The 773-nt window shown below is 36.9% G+C and carries 2 protein-coding genes; both read left to right on the forward strand.

Annotated elements, in window-relative coordinates:
• The coding region (locus CYP28_RS08335; protein ID WP_219811241.1) for a YopX family protein at window positions 1–399 on the forward strand (399 nt) is incomplete at its 5' end.
• A 62-nt stretch (window positions 400–461) separates the two neighbouring features.
• Window positions 462–773: YopX family protein (locus CYP28_RS08340; protein ID WP_219811242.1), on the forward strand; the 312-nt coding region annotated here is incomplete at its 3' end.

Genomic DNA, 773 nt, shown 5'->3' on the forward strand with positions numbered 1-773 from the left:
GTTGAATATAGAGCTTGGTGTAAAAATAGCAATATTATGCTTTATAACATAGAAAAAACATTTGAGGAAGATTTTTCTTTTGGCATGTTTTTGCAGGATGAAGAGGCGTATGCCGTAATGCAATATACTGGCTGCAAAGATATTGGTGGCGAAAAGATATATGAGAGCGACATAGTGCATTTTGCAGCCATAAATCCAACTGGATATGAAAATCACGATGGAGAGTGGGTAGATACCACTGAGGAAGAAAAGCCAGGAGTAGTTATTTTTAAAGATGGTTGCTTTTGTGTAGAATTTCCAGATGGATCGCTACTGCCTTTTAATGCCCCTAAGTCAGAGGCAGATAAAACTCCTATTATAGAATTGTTTGCGGTCTTAGGTAATATTTATCAAAAATAGTCGAGGAGATGGAGATGAAACCCATTAAATTTAAAGCATACGTTCCAGGCATTAATGTTCTTTTGAACGTCATAAACATGGATCTTGATTTTAACGGAGATGTTACGGGCATAGTTGTTCCTACGAGGGAGATAACTGGTGAGGATACGTTTGAAACAACATTTTTTAAGCATGAAGATGATTTTAAATTAATGGAATATACTGGACTACACGATCATAATGGCAACGAAATATATAGTGGCTATATCGTGGAATATCCAGATGGAAGTGTAGGTGAGGTTGTGTGGAGTGGCGGCTATGCAGCATATATTGCAAAACTAAAGCGTATGAAGCCTTTTGTATTTTGGATAGATGACAAATGCAAGGTTATAGGT

Source organism: Campylobacter concisus, from assembly GCF_002914195.1.
Lineage (GTDB): Bacteria > Campylobacterota > Campylobacteria > Campylobacterales > Campylobacteraceae > Campylobacter_A > Campylobacter_A concisus_M.